Below are 19524 nucleotides of genomic sequence, written 5' to 3'. Positions count from 1 at the left end.
ATTGTGACAACCCGCTAACCAATCCCCACTACAGCTTGACCATGATATGGCGCGGCACAGTGTAATCCTCCAGCGCATAGAGGGAGAGATCCTTGCCGTAGCCCGACATCTTCATGCCGCCGTGGGGCATCTCGGAGGTGAGCATGAAGTGGGTATTGATCCAGGTGCAGCCATATTGCAGGTGGCTGGCCACCTTGCTGGCGAGGCTCAGATCCTTGGTCCAGACCGACGAGGCGAGGCCATAGTCCGAGTCGTTGGCCCACTGCACCACCTGCTCGGCATCGTTGAAACGGGTCACCGACACCACGGGGCCAAACACCTCGCGCCGCACGATCTCATCCTCCTGCCGGGCCCCGACAATCAGGGTCGGCTCGAAGAAGAAGCCGTTGCCGGGACGGATCTTGCCCCCCGCCGTCACCTCCACATGACCGCAGCTCTGGGCCCGCTCGACAAAGCTGGCAACCCGGTTGCGCTGTCTGTCCGAGATTAGCGGCCCCATCTCGACCCCCTCCTCGTACTGGCTACCTACCTTGATGGAGGCCACCGCCTCGGTCATGGCGGCGACGAACTTGTCGTAGATCTTGCCCTGGGCATAGATACGGCAGGCGGCGGTGCAATCTTGCCCTGCATTGTAGAAACCGAAGGTGCGAATGCCCGCCACCACCGCCTCCAGATCCGCATCGTCGAAGATGATCACCGGTGCCTTGCCCCCCAGCTCAAGGTGGGTGCGCTTCATGGTGCGGGCAGCGCTCTGCAGGATCTTCTGACCGGTGGCGATATCGCCGGTGAGCGACACCATCCGCACCAGCGGGTGCTCCACCAGCGGCGCCCCCACGCTTTCCCCCCGCCCGCAGATGACGTTGATAACGCCGCGGGGAAAGATCTCGCTGGCCAGCTCCGCCAAACGCAGCGCGGTGAGCGGGGTCTGTTCGGAGGGTTTGAGCACCACCGTATTGCCCGCCGCCAGCACCGGCGCCATCTTCCAGGCCGCCATCATCAGCGGGTAGTTCCAGGGGGCGATACTGCCCACAACACCTATGGGGTCGCGCCGGATCATGCTGGTGTGCCCCTCGAGATACTCTCCCGCCAGCGGCCCTTGCAGGCAGCGGGCCGCCCCGGCAAAGAAGCGGAAGCAGTCCACCACCGCGGGCAGCTCGTCATTGAGCACCGCCAGATAGGGTTTGCCGCAGTTGAGGGATTCCAGCGCCGCAAACTCCTCTGCGTGGCGCTCGACGAGATCCGCCAGACGCAGCAGCAGGTTGCTGCGCTGGGCAGGGGTAGTGCGGCTCCACTGGGCGAAGGCGCGCTGGGCACCGTTCACCGCCCGGTTCACCTGTTCGAACGAGGCTTCGGGCACGGCGGCGATCTGTTCGCCGTTGGCCGGGTTGAGAATGGGTTCGGCCTGCCCCTCGCCGGTCACAAACTGGCCATCAATCAAGAGTTGGGTAGAGAGTTTCATGGTTGCATCCTTGCGCACGCGTTGAGTCATCATTTACCACTGCCAGCGACATCATGGGTGTCGCGAGTGAGGTAGTAGGCAAGCAAAATAGGGATAGTGGTGAAGGCCACTATGATGAGGGCCACCACGTTGGTGACCGGCCTGTCACGGGGACGGATCAGCTCCTGATACATCCAGATGGGCAGGGTTGTCTGCTGGCCCGCCGTAAAGGTGGTGACGATCACTTCGTCAAAACTCAGGGCAAAGGCCAGCATGCCCCCCGCCAGCAGCGCCGTGGCCAGATTGGGCAGGATCACGTATCGCAGGGTCTGGAAGCCGTCGGCCCCGAGATCCATCGACGCCTCGATGAGGCTCTGGTTGGTGCGGCGAAAACGGGCCAGCGCATTGTTGTAGACCACCACCACACAAAAGGTGGCGTGGCCGATAACGATGGTCCAGAAGCTGAACGGGATCTCCATCAAGCCGTAGGCCGAGCGCAGCGCGATACCGGTGACAATACCGGGCAGCGCGATGGGCAGCACCAGCAACAGCGACACCACCTCTTGACCGAAGAAGCGGCTGCGAGCAATGGCCCCTGCCGCCAAGGTGCCGAGGATCATGGCCGCCAGCGTCGCCAGCCCCGCTACCTCCAGCGACAGCTGGATGGCACGCCACACATCGGGGCGATTGAGGGTCACCTCGAACCATTTGAGGGTGAGCCCGGGGGGCGGAAACTGGTAACTCTTGCTCTCGCTGGTGAAGGCGTAGAGGAAGATAAACAGAATGGGAAAGTGCAGGAACAGAAGGCCACCGATGGCGGCGTACTTGAGCAGGCCCGAAGGGCGCTCTCCCTGACGGCTCATTGAGCTAGCTGACATGACGGCCTCCTTGCTGCCGGTTCAAAGCGATTGATTCAAAGCGCATCAAAAGCCCCCAGTCTTTTCGCAATCGCCAGATAGATGGCGATGATAAGGATCGGCACCAGCGAGAAGGCGGCGGCAAAGGGCAGATTGCCCGCCGTTCCCTGCTGCATGTAGACCACCTGACCGATATACATGGTCGAGTTGCCGATGATGCCGGGGATGATGTAATCACCGAGGGTCAGCGAGAAGGTGAAAATGGAGCCCGCCACCACACCGGGCAACGCCAGCGGCAGGATCAGGTTGCGAAAGGTCTGAGCAGGTGTCGCCCCCAAATCACTGCTCGCCTCCAGCAGGGATCGCGGAATACGCTCCACCGCCGCCTGAATGGGCAGGATCATGAAGGGCAGCCAGACATAGACGAACACGATAAAGGTGCCGAGCCGCGAAAAAGAGAGCGACGGCCCCCCGATGACCGGCAGGGAGAGGATGGCATCGAGCAGCCACTCCAGCCCCATGCTGTCCGCCAGCCAGCTTACTACCCCCTCCTTGGCCAAGATCAGCTTCCAGGCGTAGACCCGCACCAGATAGCTGGACCAGAGCGGCAGCATGATCCCCACATAGAACAGCGCCCGGGTCTTGCCACTGGTGTAGCGTGCCATGTAGTAGGCAACCGGAAAACCGAGCAAGGCGCAGGCCAGGGTCACCAGCAGCGACATGCCGACGGTGCGGCCGATCACATCCAGATTCTCCGGCCGTAGCAGGGCGACGAAGTTTTGCAGCCCCAGCTCGTGGCGCACCTGACCGCTGAACTCGTCCAGCCCGAACAGAGAGTTGGAGAGCAGCATCAGCAAGGAGCCGACATAGATGATGCCGAGCCACAGCAGCGGCGGCCCCAGCAGGATCGCCAGCAGCAGGCCGGGCCGACCATAGAGCAGGGTCGAGAGGCGCCGCAGCGGCCTGAAACGGGCAGGTTCGGGCTGATGGTTCATGGCAAGACTCGCACTGTGAGGGGCACTCATGGCTGCGCCCCCTGATGGGCGCCGCTCAGGCGATGGATGGCCTGCTCCGGCCAACTGAGGCTGACCCTGCAGCCACGGGCCAGACGGGCCTGCCCCTCATTGGGGTGGTTGACGATGATCTCGAGCTGCTCCCCGAGATCAACCCGATAACGGACGAAGGGGCCCAGATACTCCACCTCGCGGATCTCCCCCGACCAGCCCGGCGCGCCCGCCTCAGCGAGCCGGATCCGCTCCGGGCGCACCATCATCTGGCTGCCGTCGCCGCACAGCCGTCTGGCCTGCTCCCCTTCGAACAGATTGACGGTGCCAACGAAGCGGGCCACAAACGGCGTCGCCGGAGCGTCGTAGATAGTATCGGGCGCAGCGATCTGCTCGATCTTGCCCTGACTGAAGATGCAGATCCGGTCGCTCATGGAGAGCGCCTCCTGCTGATCGTGGGTGACGAAAATAAAGGTGATGCCCAGCTGACGTTGCAACGACTTGAGCTCCATCTGCATCTGCTCGCGCAGCTTGAGATCGAGGGCCCCCAGCGGCTCATCCAGCAGCAGGATGCGTGGCTGGTTGATAAGCGCCCGGGCGATGGCGATGCGCTGGCGCTGGCCGCCGGAGAGCTGGCTTGGGCGGCGCTTGCCGACCCCGGGCAGTCGCACCAGTTCCAGCATCTCGTCCACCTTGCGGTAACGCTGTGCCTTGGCGACCCCCTTGAGCATCAGGCCATAGCCGATGTTGTCGCGCACATCCATGTTGGGAAACAGGGCATAGTCCTGAAACACGGTGTTGAGGTTGCGATCATAGGGCGGCACGGTGGAGCAGGGTTCGCCAAACAGGCGGATCTCCCCGTCGCTCGGGTACTCGAAGCCCGCGATCATCCGCAGGCAAGTGGTCTTGCCGGAACCGCTCGGCCCCAGCAGGGTAAAGAATTCCCCTGAGGGGATCTGGAAAGAGATGTCATCGACCGCCTTCACCTCGCCATAGTGGCGGCTGACCCGGTCAAATTGTACGGCGTTCATGGGGCGTCCTTGTCTGTACTGGGATGGGCCGGACTCCTGTCCGGCCCGCTTGATTATCCGCTCTCGGCAGTCGTGCAGAGGAGGCGCAGCGCCCCTGCCGTTGGCAAGGTGGCAGCGGTTCCGACCACCTTGCTCACCACGCCTTAGCGGCCGCCCAGAATGGCGATATAGTCGGAAACCCAGCGGTAATAGGGCACGCAAGTTCCCTGGCTCTTGCACTGGGAGACCGGAGTGCGCCAGAAGCGAACCCGATCGAAGTTGTCGATACCGTTGGTTTTGCACCCGGTCGGGCCCAGCAGGGCATTGCCGTCACAGGCGGCAGGTACCACAGGCACCGAGCCAAACCAGGCGGCGAGATCCCCCTGCAGCTTGTTGCTCAGGGAGTGCTCCAGCCACTTGTAAGCGCAGGTGAGGTTCTTGGCATCGCTGTGCACCATGCTGGTATCGGCCCAACCGGTCACTCCCTCTTTCGGCACAGTGGTGGCGATGGGTTGCTTGTCGGCAATCAGGGCATTGGCCTGGAACGGCCAGGAGCCTGACGCGACCACCCCTTCGTTCTTGAAGTCATCGATTTGAACGAAAGCATCATGCCAGTAGCGCCCCACCAGCTGGCGCTGCTTGCGCAGCAGATCGAGGGAGGCCTTGTACTGATCCTCGTTCAGCTCGTAAGGATCCTTGATGCCCAGGGCAGGCTGATGGGTCATCAGATAGAGGGCGGCATCGGCGATGTGGATCGGGCCGTCAAAGGCCTGCACCCGCCCCTTGTTGGACTTGCCATCCGCCAGGGTCTGTTCCTCGAACACCACGTTCCAGGAGTCCGGTGCCTTGGGGAACACCTTGGTGTTGTACATCAGGATATTGCCGCCCCACTGGTAGGGCACGCCGTAGTGCTTGCCATCCACAGTGTGCCAGGGGGCATTTTGCAGCCGGGGATCAATCTTGCTGTAACTCGGGATGAGCGCCAGATTGAGCGCCTGCACCTTGCCACCGGCAATCAGACGCAGACTGGCATCGCCGGAGGCGGTCACCAGATCGAAGCCCCCCTCGTTCATCAACGCCACCATCTCGTCCGAGGTGGCCGCCGTCTTGACGCTCACCTTGCAGCCGGTCTCTTTCTCGAATCCGGTCACCCAGTCGTAGTTCTTGTCGGTCTCGCCACGCTCAACGTAGCCAGCCCAGGCCACGATATTGAGCTGGCCTTCACCCTTGCCGAGCTCGGTCGGGGCAGCCTGGGTCTGGCCTGCCAGCAGCGCCGGAACAAGAGCCAGCATCAGAGGGGTCAATTTCATCATGCACTCCTTGCATTGTGTTGACTTGCATCAGGTGAAGGAACGCCGCCATTGGCGTTAACATCCTGTTAACCAGCAATGAGCTTAGGGGAGTGGCAATACGATGAATATTTCAATTTTTGATGGCTCAGGTATCAGCTAAATCGATATCGAGTGCAGATGAATCTGATTTTTGGTGGCTACCCTGCAAGAGATGGCTAGCGAGGGAGCGCCTGACGGGCCCGCAACCGGCTCTGATCCCGCGCAATATCGATAAATTCCCGCGCCGTCCAATCCAGCCGAGAACCACGGCGCCACACCAGCCCGATATCGATGGCGGGAATGGGTTCCTTGATGGGGCGCGCCTCGACCCGCTCCTGCTCCAGCGACCAGGGGCGATAGGCAAAATCGGGCAGCAGGGCGACCCCGAGCTGGCTTGCCACCAGACTGCGCACCGCCTCCACCGACGCGGTGCGCAGCACGATACGGGGGGAGATGCCGTAGCGACGCAGGCCGCCACCGATGATCTGATCGAGCTGATCGGCGGTCAGCGAGATCATCGGCTCCTCCCCCAGCGCGGTGAGCGAGAGGGTCGACTCGGCGCAGAGCGGGTGGTTGGCGGCCAGCCAGAGCCGCAGCGGCGAGCGGGTCAGCAATTCGGTATCAAACGCCTCTTGCCGGATGGTGCGGTTGGTCATCAGGATCCCCACATCCACCTCGCCGTTGACGATCTGGTGCTCCAGAAAAGGCTGTTCATCCTCCTTCACCTCGATCTGTACCGCCGGAAAGGCGCGGCGAAAACGGCCAAGCGCCTCAGAGAGGTAGTAACCCGCCACCAGAGTGGTCACGCCGATGGTGAGTCGTCCCTGATCCTGCTGAGCCACCGCTTTGAGGGAGTGGCTCGCCTCGGTCATGGCGCCGAGAATGCGGCGGGCGTGGAGCAAAAACTGGTGGCCCTGAGTGGTGAGGGTGACGCCGCGCGGATTGCGCTCGAATAGCGGGGCGCCGAGCTCGGTCTCCAGCTCGCGAATGGCGCTGGTGACCGCCGACTGGGAGATATGCAACTCGGCGGCGGCGCGACTCACTGAGAAGCTGTCGGCCACGGCCACAAAATAACGGATCTGGCGAAAGGTAAAGTTCATCGGGCATCCTTGCCGATTGGTACTATTGGTGTGATTGGTAAGATTGACTGCCAGCTTAACCGTAAACGGGCGCCCCGCCAAAGCAGGACTCTGCTGCCAACTCAATGATCTGCCGATTAAAACCATGCCCCTGTGGCTTGGCGAGCACGACAGGGGCATGGATCATCGCAGCAAGGTGCAGACAGGGCTATCAGGATTTGTTGAGGTACCCCGCCAGCTGGCCGATCAGCCGCTTGCGCAGCTCGCCGAGTTTCGGTTTCTCGTCCGCACACCAAGGCAGCGGACGGCACGCTTCGATGGTGCGCAGGCCAAGGCGAGCGGTGAGCAGCCCGGCCCCCACCCCTTGCGCCGCGCGGGCAGAGAGCTTGGCGGCAAACTCGGCGCCCAGCAAGTCCATCCCCACCTCGGTCACCAGCTCGGTGGCACCGGCGTAGAGCATGTTGCGAAACACCTGACGGATGAGGCGTATGCGGCTCCAGTAGCCAAGTTCGATAGCATAGACATCGGCGATATCCTCGATCATCCGCAGGTTGCGCCACAGCATCAACATCATGTCGACGGTGGCGAGCGGGCTGAGCGCCACCAGAACAGCGGCCTCCCCCGACCATTTGGCCACCCGCGCCTGGGCCAGCTTGTCACGCTCGCCGAGTACCAGCTGGCTATAGAGGGTCAGCACTTCCCGATCGCTGTGGCTCTCGTCGATCTGGGCCAGCCAGGTTTGATACCCCTCGCGCCCCTTGTCGCCACTTTTGACCGCCAACCCTTCGCAAAAGGCCTGCCCCTGCCCGACTCCCTGATGAGCAAGCAGGTCTTCTGCTCGCGAGCGCACATCCTGACGCCGCTTGAGGGTGCGCAGTCGCAGCCACTCGCGCCCCACCACGCTGGCGGTACCCGCCGCCACCAGCGCCGAGGCCGCCAGCCAGGCGCTGCCCCAGAGCGGGGTGGTGAGAAATTGATCGTAAAGGAAAGCGCCATACTGGCCCAACGAGAGCAGACCGACCGCCCCCAGCCCCCACGCCAGTAGCCGATGGCGGCGACGCGGTTTGCTGACGAGGGCACTCTCCACCTCGGTGAAATCGTCCAGCTCGTCGAGGCGCTCGAAACTCGCCTCCTCCAGCCGCTGGGCCGGTGCGGGCGGTCGCTCGTCACTGGCCACCGTCAAGGCAGGCTCAAGGATCACCTTGCCCTGCAGCGGCGGCCGCTCTTTTATCTGATCGTTCATCGCATTGTTCTCCTGTGCGCAGCCTTCGGCTCAGGTGCCAAGACCGCACACCGTTATTCGAGGTGATCCCCAAGCAGAAACTCCAGCGCCGCATCGAGCCGGATATGGGGCAGCGCCTGATGGGGGCTCATGGGCATGGGGCGAAACGCCTGAAAATCAAAGCCCTGATTGTTCCACCACTGCGCGGGTGGAATATGGGGCGGCACCTCTCCGGGGAACAGCAGCAGCGGCTCACCGCTCAGGCTGGTGCCACGGATGGCGGGGAACTCGCGGCCATTGGCCACCCCCTTGCCCACCTCGGTCGCCTTGATGGCGGCGAGCGCCAGACACTCGGTGGTGATCCCCTCAAAACGGGCCTGGCCGCGGCCGCTGCGCACCAGATGCTGCAGCAGTGAGACCATGGGCGCATGCTGTTCGGGGGTAACGTGATCGGCCTTGCTCGCCACAAACAGCAGCTTGTCGATACGGGGCGAGAAGAGTCGCCGCCACCAGTTGCTCTTGCCGTAGGCAAAGCTCTCCATGATGCGGGCGATGGCCTGCTGCATGTCGCCAAAGCTGGCCGCCCCGGCGTTGAGGGGCTGCAGGCAATCCACCAGCACGATCTGGCGATCAAAACCGGCAAAGTGCTGCTCGTAGAAGCCCTGCACCAGATGCTGCTTGTACTGCTCGAAGCGCTGCTTGAGGGTGGCGTAGAGGGTGCCATCGGCAGGCTCGCTGGCAGGCATATCCCACACCCAGGGGACAAACTGCAGCATGGGGGCACCGGCATACTCGCCCGGCAAGACGAAGCGGCCGGGCTGGATCAGGTGCAGCCCCAGCTCCTGTTTGCAAGCATGCAAGTAGGCGGTGTAACGCTCGGCTAGCTCAGCCACCGGCCGCTCTTCGAAGCGCTGATCGACCTGCCACCCGGGTGTCAGCCAGCTGGCGGCAAGTGCCTGCAGCTCTGGGCGACGAAGCTGCTCGCGCACCTGTTCACTCCACTGCTCGTAGCTCATCTCAAGGAGCGGCAAGTCGAGCAGCCACTCCCCGGGGTAGTCCACCAGATCCACGTAGAGGGTGGAGATCTCCCCCAGATGCTTGCGCAGGGGGTGACGGGTGCGATAGCGGATTTCGAGGCGCACTTCGGCCACGCCGCGGGTGGGCTCGGGCCAGGCAGGTGGATCGCCAAACAGGGAGTCGAGGCCACGCTCGTAGGCAAAGGTGGGGATGTGGGCATTGAGCTGCGGCACCCGGCGGGCGCCGAGGATGCGCCCTTGACGCAGGGCATCCCACAACGGCAAACGGCCATCGATGGCCGCGTGTTCCAGCTGGTTGACCAGCGCCGTGATAAAGGCGGTTTTACCGCTGCGAGAGAGGCCGGTCACCGCCAGCCGAATATGGCGATCCCGCACCCGGTTCACCACGTCGTTCGCCTTGTGTTGCAGGCGAGTCAACTTCTGTTCCAGTTTATTGAGTATCAAGGCTTGACCCGTTCTCCCTTGGTGGTTGCATCTGGATAGCTGGTGTCGATGGTGGCGCATCACGGGAGGCGCCGCCATCGACATGGGGGCTTCAGCAAGAACTACAGCTTGCGAAACTCCCGCTGCAGGGTGAACTCCCTGGAGGTCACCAGCTTCTCGATCCGCTGAACTCTGGGCTCCAGCGCGTCAAGTTCCTGCGCGATACGGCCCAGCGCCTGATGAGGGGTGATCCCCGCCTGCCAGCTGCGCGCCTTCATCCGCACCTCGGCAAAGTCGGCATCCTCTTGCGAATAGAGGGTGACCGGCTTTTTGTCGAGCAGGAACCAGGCGGCGATATAGGCGGTGAAGGTGATGAAACCGGCGAAGATAAGGCCACTGATGGCGAGCAGCCGCACGATCCAGGTCTCCACCCCGAAATACTCAGCCAAACCGGCACAGATCCCGGCTATCTTGCCACGCTGGGGATCACGATAGAGGTTACGCCCTTCACGACTGACACTGCTCATACCTTGTTCCTCCAACCGGGTACTTCCGCATCCAGAATCGATTCCAGCGCGCCCACTCGCTCCTGCATCTTCTCGGTGCGAGCCAGCAGCCCTTGCAGCTGTTCCCGCTCGCTATCGGCAAGACCGGCGCCAATCCTCCCCTTGGCACGATAGTGCAGCACCAGCCAGATGGGGGCTACCACCACCATGAAGACCACCATGGGAACCATCAATACGCCCAGCAGATCTTCCATCTGTTACTCCCCCTGTTTGCCTTCGCTTTTGCTGTCGCCCTGACCCAGCTTCTGGCGCATCGCCTCCAGCTCTTTGCTTATCTGATCGTCCACTTCCAGCTCGGCAAACTGCTGCGCCAGCGCCTTGTCGGACTGACCCAGATCGGCGCGCGCTTCCATTTCGTCGATGCGACGCTCCATCCGCTCAAACTTGCTCACCACCGCCTGGCTCTCGCCACGGGCTACCTGGCTCTGCACATTGAGACGGCTGCTGGCCGCTTCGGTGCGAATGGCCATCGCCTTTTGACGGGCGCGGGCATCTTCCAGCTTGGCTTCGAGCTGGCGGATCTCTTCACCCAGCTTCTCGATGCCGCTGTCGACCGTCTGCTGCTCGCGGTAGAGGGTCTCTGACAACTCGGTCTGTTTCTTCTTCTCGATAAGGGCGGCGCGGGCCAGATCTTCACGTCCCTTGGTCAGGGCCAGCTCGGCCTTGGCTTGCCACTCGTCGACCCGCTCCTGATGACGGGCGACCTGACGGCCAATCTCTTTCTGGCTGGCGAGGAAGCGGGCCAGATTGGAACGCTCCTTGACCAGCTCGTCCTCCATCTCCTGGATGATCAGGCGCACCATCTTCTGGGGATCTTCTGCCTTGTCGAGCAGGGCCGTCAGGTTGGAATTGATGATGTCGGCCAGACGGGAAAAAATACTCATGATTGCACTCCTGTTATTGGCATGGCGTTGTTTCTCCATTGACAATGGCAACTTGTGTGCCAATCTGGAACAAAATTTAACTTGTTGATTTATATGGGCAGAATAGCCGGATTGCAAGATGCCTCGCGCAAGTGATGATTAAAATCACCAACTTTTGGTAAGATTGACCAGCTTTTACAACTGACAGGGATCACTATGACCACAGCCACGGAAAGCCTGCTGGGGGAATCCAACGCATTTCTCGAGATCATTGAGCAGGCCTCACGGCTCGCCCCGCTGCGCAAACCCGTGCTGATCATCGGTGAGCGGGGGACGGGCAAGGAGCTGATCGCACACCGCCTACATTATCTCTCGGCGCGCTGGGATCAAAGCTTTGTCACCATCAACTGCGCCACCCTGAGCGAGAGCCTGCTGGAGACCGAGCTGTTCGGTCACGAAGCGGGATCGTTTACCGGCGCCGCCAAGCGCCATCAAGGCCGCTTCGAGCGGGCCGATGGCGGCACTCTGTTCCTCGACGAGCTGGCCACCACCAGCGCCCGAGTGCAGGAGAAGTTGCTGCGGGTCATCGAGTATGGCGAGTTCGAGCGAGTGGGTGGGGCCAAGCCCCTCAAGGTGGATGTGCGACTGGTCTGCGCCACCAACGAAGATCTCCCTGCGCTGGCCAACAAGGGTCAGTTTCGCCACGATCTGCTCGACCGGCTCGCGTTTGATGTGATCACCCTCCCCCCCTTGCGGGAGCGGCGGGAAGATATCCTGATGCTGGCGGAACACTTCGCCCACAGCATGACCCGGGAGCTGGGCTATCCGCTGTTTGCCGGTTTCTCGCGCAAGGCAACCCAGCTGATGCTGGATTACCACTGGCCGGGCAACGTGCGGGAGCTGAAGAACGTGGTGGAGCGCAGCATCTATCGTCAGGGCAATCCCCAGCTGCCGCTCTCGACCCTGGTGCTCAACCCGTTTGATTCCCCCTGGCGACCACAGGTCACGCAACCTGCGCAAGAGGCCCGAAGCGAGGTACAATCTGCATCCCCCCTCGCCTTGCCGCTCGATCTCAAGCAAGCTGTGGCGGAGTACGAGATTAATTTACTCAAGCAAGCGATGCAGCAATCCCAGTATAATCAGCGCAAAGCCGCTCAACTGCTGGCCTTAAGCTATCACCAGTTCCGTGGCATGCTACGCAAATATCAGCTGCTGGATGGCGATAACGATGCAGAACAAGAGTGAAGGAGCGCGGTTGATGCCGACTCCAGCAACACGCCAGCCTTCGCGCTGGCACATTTGTATCAAAACGTGCGTACAAAACCCCTATAAGAACATGGTTCAACAATGAGAATGCTCACACCCTTGCTGCTGGGTCTGCTGGTGCTGGTCACCGGCTGCCAGAAGCAACCCGAGGCCTCCAAAACCGGACTCATCTATTGTGCTGAGGGATCCCCCCTCTCCTTCAATCCCCATGTTTCCAACTCCGGGGTGACACTGGATGCCAGTGCCCGTCCGCTCTACGACCGCCTGCTGGAGGTGAACCCCAATACCCTGGCGCTGGAACCAGCGCTCGCCACCAACTGGCATGTCAGCGAGGATGGCCTCACCTATACCCTGACCCTGCGCAAAGGGGTGACGTTTCACCATACCCCCTGGTTCAAGCCCACCCGCACTTTCAATGCCGATGACGTGGTCTTCACCTATGCCCGCCAGCTGGACGAGCAGCACCCCTATCACAATGTGTCCGGCGGCGATTACCCCTACTTCTACAGCCTGGGGCAAGATCTGCTGATCAAGCGGGTGAGCAAGAAGGGGCCGCAGACGGTAGTATTCGAGCTGAACCAGCCGAACGCCTCCTTCCTCGCCACCCTGGCCAGCGACTATGCGGTGATCCTCTCCGCCGAATACGCCGAGCAGATGTTGCAGGCGGGCACGCCAGCCCTGCTGGATAGCCGCCCCATCGGTACCGGGCCGTTCAGCTTCAAGGAGTATCGCCACAACGAGTTCATCCGCTATCTGCGCCACCCCGGCTACTGGGGCGGCGATGCCAAGATTGAACAGCTGGTCTACGACATCACCCCCAAATCCGCCAAACGGCTGGCCAAGCTGCTGACCGGCGAGTGCGACGTGATGAGCACCCCTTCCGCCAGCCAGCTCTCGGTGATCAAGCAAAATCCGGCGCTGAGCCTCTCGGTCCAGTCGGGGATGAACGTCGCCTTTTTGGCCCTCAATACCCGCAAGCCGCCGTTCAACAACGTCAAGGTGCGTCAGGCCATTGCCAGCACCATCAATATCGACAACCTGCTTCAGGCGGTCTATTTCGATACCGGCCTGCCCGCCAACAGCCTGCTGCCGACCCTCTCATGGGGGTACAACCCCAGCCTGCCCGAGCGCAAGCCCGATCTGAAACGGGCGCGCCAGCTGCTCAAGGAGGCGGGTCTGGAGAAAGGGTTCGAGATGCAGGTGCTGGTACAGCCGGACGCCCGCCCCTACAACCCGGATGCGGTCAAGACCGCCCAGCTGATCCGCAGCGATCTGGCCAAGGTCGGGATCAAGCTCAAGATCGTGCAACGGGAGTGGCCGGTGATCGAAGGCCGCCTCACCAAGGGGCAGTACGACAGCCTGCTCTCCGGCTGGATTGCCGACAACGCCGACCCGGACAACTTCTTCCGCCAGCTGCTGAGCTGCTCGGCAGTGGAGCGCGGCAACAACTACAGCCGCTGGTGCAGCCCGGCCTTCGATCAGTTGCTGGATGATGCGGTCACCACGCCCCAGCTCTCGTTCCGGCTGCGCAACTACTACTATGCCCAGACCCTGCTCAACGAACAGCTGCCGCTGATCCCGCTGGCGCACGCCTTGCGTACCCAGGTCAGCCGCAGCGACATCGAGGGGCTGACGCTGATGCCCTTTGGTGGCACTTCCTTCAACCAGGCTCACAGGGAGTAAGCATGCTTCTATACACCTTGCGCCGCATCAACCTGCTGCTCATCACCCTGCTGGCGCTGACCTTTGTCGCCTATCTGCTGGACTATCGGCTGATCGGCCATCAGCTTAGCTTCTGGAGCGGCTATCCCGACTTCCTGCGCCGCATTTTCGCAGGTGACCTGGGGCTCTCCAGCGTCTCCGGGCTGCCGGTGCTGGACGAGATCCGCCACTACTTCCCAGCAACCCTGATCCTCTGTCTGGCGGCGTTCGCCATCTCATTGCTGGTGGGCATTCCCCTCGGCACCTTGGCGGCCCTGTCACAGGGCAAGACGCTGGATCTCTCCATCATGACTGCCGGTCTTATCGGCTATGCGGTGCCGGTATTCTGGCTGGCGCTGCTGGTGGTAATGCTCTTTTCGCTGGATCTCGGCTGGTTGCCGGCGTCGGGCCAGATCAGCCTGCTCTACGACGTGCCCCCCATCACGGGCATCGCGGTGATCGATGTGCTGCTCAGCAACGAACCCTGGCGGCAAGCGGCGCTGCACGATGCCCTGCGCCACCTCATTCTCCCATCACTGGTGCTGGCGGTGGTGCCCACCACCGAGGTGATCCGCCATGTGCGCAGCTCCCTCATCGACGTGATGAAGCAGAACTACATCAAGGCGGCGGCGAGCCGGGGACTCTCCAAGGCGCAGATCGTCTGGCGCCACGGGCTGAAGAACGCCTTGCCGCCGGTACTGCCGCTGCTGGGTCTGCAACTGGGTAGCGTGCTCACCTCCGCCATGATCACCGAGGTGGTGTTCGAGTGGCACGGGATCGGCCGCTGGCTCATCAGCAGCATCGCCCTGCAGGATTACGCCGCCATTCGCGGCGCGACCCTGGTGGTCGCCAGTTTCGTGATCCTGACCAGCGTCAGCACCGAGTTGCTGACCACCCTTATCTATCCGGCACGGCGCAAAGAGTTGTATGCCAAACAAGATTGAACGCGCTCATGGCGTGACCAGGAGCCAGGTATCCTATGCAAGATAAATCGAACATCTATCCCGAGCTCAAGATCCTCTCGCCCCTTGAGCAGACGTGGGCCTCCTACAGCCGCAATCCGCTGGCGATGGCAGGGCTTTGGTGCTTTTTGCTGTTGCTGCTCATCACGCTGGTGGGGCCGCTGGTCGTCCCCTACGGCATCGATGAACAGCACACCGACAAGCTGCTGCTCGCCCCCTCATGGGCGGCGACTGGCAACATCGACTACTTCCTCGGCACCGACGATCTGGGGCGTGACATGCTCTCCCGGCTGGTGGTGGGGGCACGTCTCACTTTCGGCTATGCGCTGGTCGTGGTGGTGATCGCCATGGTGGTGGGCTCCGCCATCGGTATCCTCGGCGGCATGAGCAAGGGACTTAAATCGAGCGTGCTGCACCACCTGCTCGACACCCTACTCTCCATCCCCTCCCTGCTGATGGCCATCATCATGGTCGCCATCATGGGACCGGGTTTTGGCAATACCCTGATAGCCATTACCCTGGCGTTGATCCCGCCCTTTATCCGGGCCACCTACAACGCAGTACATGCCGAGATGCAGAAGGAGTACATCACCGCCAGCCGCCTCGATGGCTCGCCCCCCTTCCGGATCATGCGTCTGGCTATTTTGCCCAACATTGTCGAAACCCTGGTGGCCCAGACCACCCGCACCTTGTCGGCGGCCATTCTCGATATCTCGGCAGTCGGTTTTCTAGGCCTCGGCGCCCAGTCTCCCCAACCGGAGTGGGGCACCATGCTGGCCGATTCGAGCGACCTTATCTATCTCGCCCCTTGGACTGTCACCCTGCCCGGAATCGCCATCCTGTTCAGCGTGCTGGTGACCAATTTAGTTGGTGAAGGCATTCGTGAAGCACTCAAAGAGGGGAATGACTGATGCCGCTGCTCGATATTCGCAATCTCACCATCGAGATCGACACCCCGCAAGGTAAGGTCAAGGCGGTGGACAAGGTGAGCCTGACCCTGACCGAGGGGGAGATCCGCGGTCTGGTGGGTGAATCCGGCTCCGGTAAAAGTCTGATCGCCAAGGTGATCGTCGGCATCGAGAAGGACAACTGGACGGTACGTGCCGACCGGATGCGCTTCAACGACATGGATCTGCTGACCATGGCTCCCAAGGAGCGCCGTCGCATCATGGGACGCGAGATCGCCATGATCTTCCAGGACCCCATCAGCTGTCTCGACCCCTCCGAGGAGATCGGCACCCAGCTGGAAGAGGCGATCCCGACCGATTCGTTCGAGGGACAATTCTGGCAGCGCTTCCAGTGGCGCAAGAAGAAAGCCATCGCCCTGCTGCACCGGGTCGGCGTCAAGGATCACCGCAAGGTGATGCGCGCCTATCCCCACGAGCTGTCGGATGGCATGTGCCAGAAGGTGATGATCGCCATGGCGATTGCCAACCAGCCGCGTCTGCTGGTAGCCGACGAGCCCACCAGCGCCATGGAGTCCACCACCCACTCCCAGATCCTGCGACTGCTGGACAAGATGAACAAGCTGGGCAATACCACCATCCTGATCATCAGTAACGATATCGCCGCCATCGCCAACCTGACCGATACCATCAACGTGATGTACTGCGGCCAGATGGTGGAGGTAGGCACCCGGGAGCAGATCCTCGAGACCCCGCATCACCCCTATACCGATGCCCTGCTCAAATCGATCCCCGACTTTGACAAGCTGGTGCGCCACAAGTCGCGCCTAGAGACCCTGCCCGGCGTCATCCCGCCACTGCAACACCTGCCCATCGGCTGCCGTCTGGGGCCGCGCTGCCCCTATGCCCAGAAGCAGTGCGTGCAAACTCCGTTGATGAACAAGATCAAGGGCCATCAGTTCAGCTGCCACTTCCCGCTGAACATGGAGGAGCCGAAAAAATGATGACCGTTAATGCCCCCATTAAGGAGCCCCGCTTGTGATCGAGCCATCCCTGTTGCAGGTCAGAGGCCTTAGCAAAACCTACCAGAACCGTACCGGTCTGTTCCGTCGTCAGGCGGTGGAGGCGATCAAGCCCCTCTCGTTCGACCTCGAAGTGGGCCAGACCCTCGCCATCGTCGGCGAGGCAGGCTCCGGCAAGAGTACCCTCGCCCGCATTCTGGCTGGCATGATCGAACCCACCAGCGGCGACATCGCCATCGACGGCCACCTGATGGTGCATGGCGATTACCAGACTCGCTGCAAACTGCTGCGGATGATTTTTCAGGATCCCAACACCTCGCTGAACCGCAAGATCCGGGTCGGCCAGATCCTGGAAACCCCGCTGCGTCTCAACACCGAGATGACCGAGGAGGAGCGCCGCGAGAAGGTGGTGCAGACCCTGCGTATGGTGGGGATGCTGCCGGATCACGCCCTGTTCTATCCGCAGATGCTCTCCTCCGGTCAGCAGCAGCGGGTGGCGCTGGCGCGCGCGCTGATCCTCAACCCCAAGATAGTGGTGGCCGATGAGGCGCTCTCCACCCTGGATATCTCGGTGCGCTCCCAGATCATCAACCTGCTGCTGGAGATGCAGGAGACCATGGGGCTGAGCTATGTGCTGGTAGCCAACGATTTGGGCATCGTCAGCCATATCAGCGACGAGGTGCTGGTGATGCACGAAGGTCGGGTGGTGGAGCGCGGCAAGACCCTCAAGGTGTTTGCCGATCCCCAACATGAGGTGACTCGCCGTCTCATCCAGAACTACAACAACGAATACCGCAAATAGAGAGGCGCAGACCGCCTCCTTTGCCGCTGTTTTCGCCGCGCTCACACGGCGAGATCAAAAAAGCCCACTGCATGCAGTGGGCTTTCTGTTACCGGCGTTGCTGCTTAGGCTTGCAGCAGCAGACGGTTGATGCGGGAGACGAAGCTCGCCGGATCGTTCAGCCCGCCCTGCTCGGCCAGCTGGGCCTGTTCGTGCAGCAGGGTGACCCACTCACCGAACAGCGCCTCGTCTTCGATGGTGTCGAGTTTCTTCACCAGCGCATGGTCAGGGTTGAGCTCCAGAATGTACTTCTGCTCCGGTACCGGCTGGCCGGCCGCACGCATCAGCTTGATCATCTGGGTGCTCATACCGTAGGCGTCGGTGACGATGCAAGAGGGGGAGTCGGTCAGACGGTGAGTGACACGCACCTCTTTCACTGCATCGCCCAGGCTCTTCTTGACCCGCTCAACCAGACCGGCGTTAGCCTTCTCGGCATCGATCTGCGCCTGCTTGGATGCTTCATCTTCCAGATCGCCGAGATCCAGTTCGCCACGGGTGACGGAGATGAGCTGCTTGCCGTCGAACTCGGTCAGGTGGCTCATCAGCCACTCATCCACACGCTCCCACATCAACAGCACTTCGACCCCCTTCTTGCGGAAGATCTCGAGGTGCGGGCTGTTCTTGGCTGCGGCATAAGAGTCAGCAGTGATGTAGTAGATCTTCTGCTGGCCTTCCTTCATGCGGCCAACGTAATCCTCAAGAGAGACGGTCTGGGCTTCGCCCTCGCCCGCGGTGCTGGCAAAGCGCAAGAGCTTGGCGATCTCTTCGCGGTTGGCGTAATCCTCGGCAGGACCCTCTTTGAGCACGTTGCCGAACTCTTTCCAGAATTTGGCGTACTTCTCGGCATCGTCTTTCGCCAGCTTGGAGAGCATGGTCAGCACGCGCTTGGAGCAAGCCTTGCGCAGGGAGGCGGTCACCTTGTTGTCCTGCAGGATTTCACGGCTGACGTTGAGCGGCAGATCGTTGGAGTCCAGCACCCCTTTGACGAAGCGCAGGTAGGTCGGCATAAACTGCTCGGCGTCATCCATGATAAAGACGCGCTGCACATAGAGCTTCAGACCGTGCTTCTGCTCGCGGTTGTAGAGGTCGAACGGTGCGCGGGCCGGTACGTAGAGCAGGCTGGTGTACTCCTGCGCGCCTTCCACCCGGTTGTGACCCCACAGCAACGGATCTTCAAAGTCGTGGGCGACGTGCTTGTAGAACTCCTGATACTCCTCGTCCTTGATATCTTTCGGGTTGCGGGTCCACAGTGCCGTGGCGCGGTTGACCTGCTCCCACTCGCCCGGGGTGCCGACGATGGTCTCGCCATCCTCTTCCCGATCAGGGGTGCCCTCTTTGAACATCTCGACCGGTACGCTGATGTGATCGGAATATTTGCCCACCACGGAGCGCAGACGCCAGTCGTCGAGGAACTCGTCCTCTTCGGCACGCAGGTGCAGGATGACGTCGGTACCGCGACCCTCTTTGGTCACGTCAGCGACGGTGAAGGAGCCTTCCCCTTCCGATTCCCACTGTACGCCCTGCTCCGGAGCAGTACCGGCGGCGCGGGACACCACGGTCACCTTGTCGGCCACGATAAAGGCGGAGTAGAAACCGACCCCGAACTGACCGATCAGCTGAGAATCCTTGCCCTGATCGCCGGAGAGGTTTTTGAAGAATTCTGCGGTGCCGGACTTGGCGATGGTACCCAGATGCTCAATCACCTGATCACGGGTCATACCGATCCCGTTATCGGAGATGGTCAGGGTACGCTTCTCTTTGTCCACCACCAGACGCACACGCAACTGGCCGTCGTTTTCGAACAAAGAGGCATCGGAAAGCGCCTTGAAGCGCAGCTTGTCCGCCGCATCGGATGCGTTGGAGATCAGCTCGCGCAGGAATACTTCTTTGTTGGAGTAGAGGCTGTGAGCCATCAGGCTCAGCAGTTGTTTGACTTCAGTCTGAAAGCCGTGGGTTTCGGCATGAACACTTTGGGTCATGGACCAATCCTCAGAAAC

Annotated in this window: 18 protein-coding genes; 6 read left to right on the top strand and 12 right to left on the bottom strand. The window is 61.6% G+C overall.

The window, feature by feature from the left end:
- Nucleotides 1–28 precede the first annotated feature (28 nt).
- The 11 genes from I6L47_RS01340 to pspA all read right to left on the bottom strand — a co-directional run bounded on the left by I6L47_RS01340 (nucleotide 29) and on the right by pspA (nucleotide 10851).
- A complete protein-coding gene (locus tag I6L47_RS01340) occupies nucleotides 29–1459 on the bottom strand; it encodes a gamma-aminobutyraldehyde dehydrogenase (protein ID WP_139474195.1) in 1431 nt (476 codons plus the stop codon).
- A gap of 29 nt (nucleotides 1460–1488) precedes the next feature.
- Entirely contained in the window at nucleotides 1489–2316 is an 828-nt protein-coding gene (locus I6L47_RS01335) for an ABC transporter permease (RefSeq protein WP_019444920.1), read from the bottom strand.
- 35 nt (nucleotides 2317–2351) lie between these two features.
- Entirely contained in the window at nucleotides 2352–3320 is a 969-nt protein-coding gene (locus tag I6L47_RS01330) for an ABC transporter permease (RefSeq protein ID WP_005346227.1), read from the bottom strand.
- A complete protein-coding gene (locus I6L47_RS01325; RefSeq protein ID WP_216948467.1) occupies nucleotides 3317–4330 on the bottom strand; it encodes an ABC transporter ATP-binding protein in 1014 nt (337 codons plus the stop codon). The genes I6L47_RS01330 and I6L47_RS01325 overlap by 4 nt, the downstream gene beginning before the upstream one ends.
- Nucleotides 4331–4473: 143 nt before the next feature.
- The gene (locus tag I6L47_RS01320; RefSeq protein WP_139463105.1) at nucleotides 4474–5619 is read right to left on the bottom strand and encodes an ABC transporter substrate-binding protein; all 1146 of its coding nucleotides are present in this window, start codon (nucleotides 5617–5619) and stop codon (nucleotides 4474–4476) included.
- A gap of 197 nt (nucleotides 5620–5816) precedes the next feature.
- Nucleotides 5817–6740, bottom strand: coding sequence for a LysR family transcriptional regulator (locus I6L47_RS01315; RefSeq protein ID WP_005346246.1), 924 nt, complete (start codon nucleotides 6738–6740; stop codon nucleotides 5817–5819).
- A gap of 190 nt (nucleotides 6741–6930) precedes the next feature.
- Entirely contained in the window at nucleotides 6931–7962 is a 1032-nt protein-coding gene (locus I6L47_RS01310; protein WP_201910667.1) for a YcjF family protein, read from the bottom strand.
- 53 nt (nucleotides 7963–8015) lie between these two features.
- A complete protein-coding gene (locus I6L47_RS01305) occupies nucleotides 8016–9422 on the bottom strand; it encodes a YcjX family protein (RefSeq protein WP_216948466.1) in 1407 nt (468 codons plus the stop codon).
- Nucleotides 9423–9523: 101 nt separating this feature from the next.
- Nucleotides 9524–9928, bottom strand: a complete 405-nt coding sequence (gene pspC, locus I6L47_RS01300; protein WP_005333670.1) for an envelope stress response membrane protein PspC — start codon at nucleotides 9926–9928, stop codon at nucleotides 9524–9526.
- Nucleotides 9925–10161, bottom strand: a complete 237-nt coding sequence (gene pspB, locus I6L47_RS01295) for an envelope stress response membrane protein PspB (RefSeq protein WP_005333672.1) — start codon at nucleotides 10159–10161, stop codon at nucleotides 9925–9927. Before pspB ends, pspC begins: the two co-directional genes overlap by 4 nt.
- Nucleotides 10162–10164: 3 nt before the next feature.
- Entirely contained in the window at nucleotides 10165–10851 is a 687-nt protein-coding gene (gene pspA / locus I6L47_RS01290) for a phage shock protein PspA (RefSeq protein WP_216948465.1), read from the bottom strand.
- 195 nt (nucleotides 10852–11046) lie between these two features.
- Between pspA and pspF the strand changes: the two genes are divergently transcribed.
- The 6 genes from pspF to I6L47_RS01260 all read left to right on the top strand — a co-directional run bounded on the left by pspF (nucleotide 11047) and on the right by I6L47_RS01260 (nucleotide 17488).
- The gene (pspF, locus tag I6L47_RS01285) at nucleotides 11047–12075 is read left to right on the top strand and encodes a phage shock protein operon transcriptional activator (protein ID WP_216948464.1); all 1029 of its coding nucleotides are present in this window, start codon (nucleotides 11047–11049) and stop codon (nucleotides 12073–12075) included.
- A gap of 108 nt (nucleotides 12076–12183) precedes the next feature.
- Complete coding sequence (gene sapA / locus I6L47_RS01280; protein WP_216949293.1) at nucleotides 12184–13779, top strand: ABC transporter substrate-binding protein SapA; 1596 nt, start codon at nucleotides 12184–12186, stop codon at nucleotides 13777–13779.
- A 2-nt stretch (nucleotides 13780–13781) separates the two neighbouring features.
- Nucleotides 13782–14741: an ABC transporter permease subunit gene (locus tag I6L47_RS01275; protein WP_005333676.1), complete on the top strand. Its 960-nt coding sequence runs from the start codon at nucleotides 13782–13784 to the stop codon at nucleotides 14739–14741.
- 35 nt (nucleotides 14742–14776) lie between these two features.
- The gene (locus tag I6L47_RS01270; protein ID WP_005333677.1) at nucleotides 14777–15670 is read left to right on the top strand and encodes an ABC transporter permease subunit; all 894 of its coding nucleotides are present in this window, start codon (nucleotides 14777–14779) and stop codon (nucleotides 15668–15670) included.
- Nucleotides 15670–16668, top strand: coding sequence for an oligopeptide/dipeptide ABC transporter ATP-binding protein (locus tag I6L47_RS01265; RefSeq protein WP_005333679.1), 999 nt, complete (start codon nucleotides 15670–15672; stop codon nucleotides 16666–16668). Before I6L47_RS01270 ends, I6L47_RS01265 begins: the two co-directional genes overlap by 1 nt.
- Before the next feature lie 34 nt (nucleotides 16669–16702).
- Nucleotides 16703–17488, top strand: a complete 786-nt coding sequence (locus tag I6L47_RS01260) for an ATP-binding cassette domain-containing protein (RefSeq protein WP_216948463.1) — start codon at nucleotides 16703–16705, stop codon at nucleotides 17486–17488.
- Between the two features lie 104 nt (nucleotides 17489–17592).
- Here I6L47_RS01260 and htpG read toward each other — a convergent pair whose 3' ends face one another.
- On the bottom strand, nucleotides 17593–19506 hold the full coding sequence (gene htpG / locus I6L47_RS01255) for a molecular chaperone HtpG (protein WP_064337750.1): 1914 nt from the start codon (nucleotides 19504–19506) through the stop codon (nucleotides 17593–17595).
- Nucleotides 19507–19524: the final 18 nt, after the last annotated feature.

Origin of the sequence: Aeromonas sp. FDAARGOS 1417, from assembly GCF_019046985.1 — a bacterium.
Lineage (GTDB): Bacteria > Pseudomonadota > Gammaproteobacteria > Enterobacterales > Aeromonadaceae > Aeromonas > Aeromonas veronii.
The sequence above is the reverse complement of the archived record's forward strand: the minus strand, read 5'-3'. Positions and strand labels throughout refer to the sequence as shown.